A 5735-nucleotide genomic window follows, 5' to 3' on the forward strand; every position below is an offset into this window, starting at 1 on the left:
AGTATGAAACCAATTTAGGTAGTAGCCAATAATTTATAAATGCGTTCAACATCCCGCCCAGTTCCTCGGAGTTCGTAATCCGCCAAAAACGGTACGTTGAATTTGGAAGCGTAACGTTTAGCGGTGAGGCAATACTGTTCGTTGAAATTTTTGTTGCCGCTGCCGACAATGCCCCGGCAGCGTGACGCGTTTTGATTATAGGCAATATATTCACCGAGCGTGTTGGTCATCAATTCCTTGACCCCGTTGTCGATGCCGTTACCGCCGTCCAGATATGTCGGTACAAAGGCAAAAAACGGTTCGGTTTCGTCTTCAAAATCGGATTGTTCGCTGATTTCTTTGGTAATAACCAAGGGGTTACCCGCATCCTGATCATGCATCCCCACTGCATACTTGGTTAAATCCTTAACGAAAGAGCGGGTATTTCCTTCGATTGAAATAAATAAAATTCTGATGGGCGTCATAGCACTTCTCCTCATTTACAAAGATATTAAGCTGCATAATCATACTGTAACCACTATCAGGCAACTAATCAAGCGGTTTTCGATTGGTTGGTGACTGTTTATTATTAGCGTTATTTGGTTGGCTTTTCCTTACCAGCAGGAAGCGAACGCCGACGTAGCTAATCGACAAAATTACAATTAACCAGCTAAAGATTGAAATCCATTTGCTGAGCCCTAATCCCGGCGTTTCATACATAAGCTTGATTTGGTGTTTTCCAGCAGGCAGTTTGGCACCGACAAAGCCTTATTGACGACGAAGGTTTTGGTAGGCTTGCCGTCGATTGTTAATCGCCAACCACTTGAATAAGGGATTGATGTGACCAGGGTACCGCTTATGTCATTATGAGATTGGCCGGTTACCTGGTTAGTCGACACCTTTAAATTGTTCAGGCCGCTTTGTTTAAGCTTTTGCATTTGTTTGTCGTAGGATTTGTTGAATGGCATTGCGATTAATTTAACAGATTTGAACTTGATATTTTTAACCATATCGAAGTTTAATTTAATCCGTTTGCGGGACTTGGTTGAATATCCCAAGTTTAAAACCATATTATCAATTTGACGATAATTTGAAAGATTATCGTTATCATATTGTGCGTAGCCATTGTGAAAACCGGTTGTGTAGGCATCAAAATTATAACCACCAAACGTTGGCTTTAATAGGCTGTGTCTGGCAACGTTTAACTTGCCCAATCGGGAATAAAGCTTATTTTGAAGCAGATATTTGTTGGCCATCCACTTATTATGATCGGCAACTGTCCCGTCGGTTTGTTTGATACCGCTCAGTACCAAATAGAGCTCGGCGTTTTTAGTTTGCTTTGGTTGTTTGACTTTTAAATAATATTGGAGCGGTTTGCCGGTGACATCAGTGGTCAGCTTTTTGAGGCCGTTTCGATTCTCGTACTGATTATTCTCATAAATCATCCGGTTGGTAGCCAGCAAATCCTTGGTTTTTTGTAAATTGGCCCCCAGACTAACTTGCGCATGCGGTTGATTAACCAGCTGCTTTTGATTTTTATCACCTAAGATTCCCAGGCGATAAGCGTTAATTTTTTTCCGGAGTCAATAAAACTTGAGCGGTCAACTTGAACCTGATAATCCAAATTTTTACTTGGCGACTGGTAATTGAGCGGCTGCGTATTGTGCTTGGCATCAACAACAGCCCCCTGTGTCATTACCCGTTCCCGGTTGACTGGATTTAGACGATTGTACGCGTTGGTTGAAAAAGTTTTGAATTGCGTATAGGCCAGTGGCAGGGCATTGTTTGTCTTGTAAATAACCGTCCCAGCCATATTTTCGATTGCCGGCACCGCGTTGACCCTGGCTTTGGCCTGAAAGACTTTGGGCTGACCGTTGGCATTCTTGACCAAATGATAGCCATAAGGCACCATTGGCGGTTTTTTGGTGTTTGCTTTGGCAAAGACGTAGCGAACCCCCAGTAAGTTATTGAAAGCTGTTCGGTAATCCCCTTGAGCGATCGGCGTGTTCATTGAGAATTGACTATTGCCGACCGAGCGGGAGAATTTACCTAAGTAACCGTTTTGGAGGGTTAAGTAAACGGAGGTGTTGTTAATACCGCTGTTTATTGAAAGATCCGTGTTGGTGTTGGTATAATTGGCCAGGTTCTGCAGATGTTCGTTATAGTGATACCGTGGTGCCATAGAGGTCCGAAAGAAGCCGGACTGTTGTTTGACATATTGTTGGGCACCATTGTAATAGTCCTTGCTAAAGCGGGTGGCCAAGCCGCGGTTTAATTGCTGAATTGCCAAGCTGCTGGCATTGGGGCTGTAAATGCCGATGATGTTGGCTGCCAGATTCAACATAAAGAGAACCAGAATTAACCCCACTTTAATCCATGGTTGCCATTTGAAGATAAAGGTGATTAACAGTGCGATGACCGTTAACAACAGAAAGCCATAGGTTACGGCATCATGGGCCTTTAAATTTAAAATAAAGCCGTTTGCGGCCCAAACAATTATAATCAGCAAAGTACCGGCGCCCGTCAACCAGGCAATATCATTCTTGGTTAATTGATCTAAATGGTCAACCAGCGCCATTGTTGCCAAGCCGAAAATGATATTGGCCAACAGGAACCATCGGTTGGAAGGCGTTGAAACAGCGTTCATGATAGCACCAAAAGCCGGAATCAGGATGCCGATTAAGGCAACGATTAACCCGATATTTTGCCAGCGATATTTTTTAAAATGTTTGAGGGTGTAAATAACCCCAAGAAAGGATAGGCTGGAAATCCCGATAACCAGCCAAAAGTTCATTGCCCGACCGGTTGGCAGAATGGCACTCGGCATTTTCAGGTAATATTCAGGTGGAAAGAAGACCATGCCGTTGGCGAAGGCTGGTGAATGCGAGTTGATTTAGTAGCGAAAAGCGCCGTCGGTAGAAAAACAACCGCGGACATTCCCAGCCCTAAAATAACTGCCAGCGCCATCTTTCCAACTGATTGCCAAAAATGAAAATCACCGGCTTTTCGACGACTGAGAAGTCGAATGATTAGGTAAATAAACGTCCCAATTGCCAAAATCCAAGCAAAGTAAAAGTTGGCAAACAGTGTTAAAAAGACAGCCAGGGCCAGTGGAAGCCATGATTTGTTCAAGAGTACCCGATCAATTCCGTAACACAGCAACGGAAAGAAAATCAACGGCAGGATGAAAAATGGGTGATGCAGGCCGGTAGACAGCGCGTAACCATTAAACGCGTAAGCCAAAGCACCGATAATCCGACTGATTTTTTGAACTGGTAGGTTGACGTGTAGAGCATAAAAGCCAGTCCGGAGACGTACATCCGCAGGAAAACCAGAAACGCGAATGCCATTTCGAGATGATTTTTGGGAAATAGAATGACCAGGTAATTAAACAGATCGCCAATGACATAGTATGAAAGATTGGTTAACTGATCGGACCCAAGACTGATGTGCCAGCTCCAGTGAGTGAATCCCTGACTGGGGTTGGTGAGAAAGGCCGCAATCATGTGGCGGAGCTGCACCAAAATGGGATAGTGCTGGGCAAACCCGTCTAATTCCCAAACCATTGAGCGGCCGGTCATAAGTAAGCTGCCGGCAATAAAGCCGATCAGCACAGTAAATAACACCGAGTATGTAAGCCAGGCCGGTGTTTTTCGCCATAGCTTTGTCAATTTTAAATCCTCCTAGAAGATATCTTCGTTATTATGAGTTTAAACCAAAACAACCCCGATATACAAAGAGACTGTCTGCAAAACGAAACGTCTTGTGCCAGTCCCTGAGTTTTTATATTAGTGAGAGCTATTCTTATCGTCGCCGGAATCTTTAGGTGCCGGCTTTGGCTTGTGCTTGGTAACTTCGAACCAATTGATGAATGAATTTTCCAAATCAACAATCTTGAAATCAAAGTTTTCAAATGAAATTTCGTCGCCGACTTTAACATCCGGATAGTTATCCTGGAAGTAACCGGCCAACGTTACGGCGTCAGAACTGGTGAATTCCGGAAAATCAGCATCAAAGTAACGTTCAAAATCATGAGTCGTTAATTTTCCACTGACCTGATAAGTACCATTGGGTTGCTTGAAGACGTATTCGGTAAAGGAGGGATCGATTTCATCACGAACCGTTCCAAATAATTCTTCATAGATATCCTTATCGGTGATGATGCCGGAAGTTCCGCCGTATTCATCAACGACGACAACGATTGGTGTTCTTTTTTTAATCATCTGGTGGAGTACATCTGTAATCGGCGTCATCTCCGGGGTGGTTGAAATTTCTCGAAGCAACCGGTCAACTTTAATACTGGAATCAACCTGAGATTGTCGAATCAAATCGTAGTTATAAACGTAGCCGAGGATTTTGTCCTTATCATTATTGGCCACAACTGGAATGCGGCTGAATTTCTTTTGCAGATAAACTTGAATGGCCTGTTTAACGTTGGTTGTGATGTCGATGACAACTAATTGGGTTCGATCAATCATGATGTCCTTGGCAACCTTGTCGTTTAATTGAAAGGCCCGTCGCATGTATAGGTAGTCATTTTGTTCCAATTGCCCGCTTTTAACCGCATTTTTGGATAGACTTAGGATTTCTGCTTGGGAGAAGGATTCGGCATTTTCATTTGCAAACGGCAATCCCAATAATCTTACAATCCCGTTTGCGGAAACGTTTAGCAACCAGACAAACGGATAAAAGATAATGTGGAAGTAATGAAGCGGCGTTGAAACAAAGTTCAATACCTTCATTGGCATATCAATACTAATATTTTTAGGGACAATTTCTGTTAGGACCACTTCCAGGTAAGTCAGGATAATAATCCCCAAGACGGCTCCGATTGCGTGAGCCGTTGCCGGATTGATCGGTGAATTATGAATCTCCATGATGTCAACCAAAATTGTCACAACAAAGGATTCACCAATATAACCAAGGATAATGCCGGCCAGGCTGACACCAACCTGAGTTGTTGAAAGGTACTCGTTCAAGTTGGTAACCATATGGATTTCCCGATTTATTTTGGTTACTTTCTTACCCTTAACTATTTTTTGATCCTTTAATTTCTTCTTTCTTTCTTCAAGCGCACTCAGCCTTGATTGAACAAGCGCAAATTCACTTGCAACGAAGAAAGCAGCAAAGAAGAACGTCACTATAATAATCAATAAATTGGTCATTAACTGGCTATCGCCCAAAATTCTATTCCTCATTTCAAAATATATTTAAAGTTTATTTATTCCTATGCGATTGGTAATAAAAGACTACCCCTAATTATACGCTTATACAAGTCTTTTTTTAAGTATATATCGGTGCGTGGATAAGATTGTCCCGTGATTTTTCCAATTCAAGAAAAATGAGTGTTTTTTCTTAATTTTGGCTGCCAACAGTGATACGCTTAAGTTAGACAGAAATAAGGGGATGTATCTTATGGCTCAGAAAGCTAAGGAAAGTGCAAGAGAAAAAAAGGCGGACGAGGAAGAGAAACCCGAAAAGGATTTTAACTATCCGACTGATGAAGTAAAAAAGGCTGTCGATTTGATCAACCAAAAAGGTTACATTACTAAACTTGACTTTAAAGAAATGGATGACGACGATTGGGCAAAGGGCTTTTCAAAAGAAATTGATAAGGTCTTTCAAAAGAGTGACAAGAATCCATATATCTACTACGAAAAATTTGACTTCGTCGGCGGTGACATCGATTCCATTATTTGGAATATGGATGTCATTAAAACCCGCGAAGAGGCACTGGAGAAATTGGCCGACTTATT

Annotated in this window: 3 protein-coding genes and 1 pseudogene; 1 reads left to right on the forward strand and 3 read right to left on the reverse strand. The window is 42.4% G+C overall.

Going from position 1 to position 5735, the window contains the following annotated elements; genetic code table 11:
- Positions 1–14 precede the first annotated feature (14 nt).
- The 3 genes and pseudogenes from nrdI to JCM14108_RS13360 all read right to left on the reverse strand — a co-directional run bounded on the left by nrdI (position 15) and on the right by JCM14108_RS13360 (position 5177).
- Complete coding sequence (gene nrdI / locus JCM14108_RS13350; protein ID WP_035181434.1) at positions 15–464, reverse strand: class Ib ribonucleoside-diphosphate reductase assembly flavoprotein NrdI; 450 nt, start codon at positions 462–464, stop codon at positions 15–17.
- Between the two features lie 64 nt (positions 465–528).
- Positions 529–3650 (reverse strand): annotated as a pseudogene (locus tag JCM14108_RS16170) (YfhO family protein).
- A gap of 117 nt (positions 3651–3767) precedes the next feature.
- Positions 3768–5177: a hemolysin family protein gene (locus tag JCM14108_RS13360; protein ID WP_035181435.1), complete on the reverse strand. Its 1410-nt coding sequence runs from the start codon at positions 5175–5177 to the stop codon at positions 3768–3770.
- A 217-nt stretch (positions 5178–5394) separates the two neighbouring features.
- Between JCM14108_RS13360 and JCM14108_RS13365 the strand changes: the two genes are divergently transcribed.
- Positions 5395–5735 (forward strand): hypothetical protein (locus JCM14108_RS13365; RefSeq protein ID WP_051996229.1); only part of this gene is annotated, 341 nt, incomplete at its 3' end.

This window comes from Lentilactobacillus farraginis DSM 18382 = JCM 14108, assembly GCF_000583655.1.
GTDB classification, from domain to species: Bacteria; Bacillota; Bacilli; order Lactobacillales; family Lactobacillaceae; genus Lentilactobacillus; species Lentilactobacillus farraginis.

What these genes read in the sequence shown, in the direction of transcription:
- nrdI (WP_035181434.1), bottom strand. Translation starts at nt 464, where the DNA reads ATGACGCCCATCAGAATTTTATTTATTTCAATCGAAGGAAATACCCGC.
- JCM14108_RS13360 (WP_035181435.1), bottom strand. Translation starts at nt 5,177, where the DNA reads ATGAGGAATAGAATTTTGGGCGATAGCCAGTTAATGACCAATTTATTG.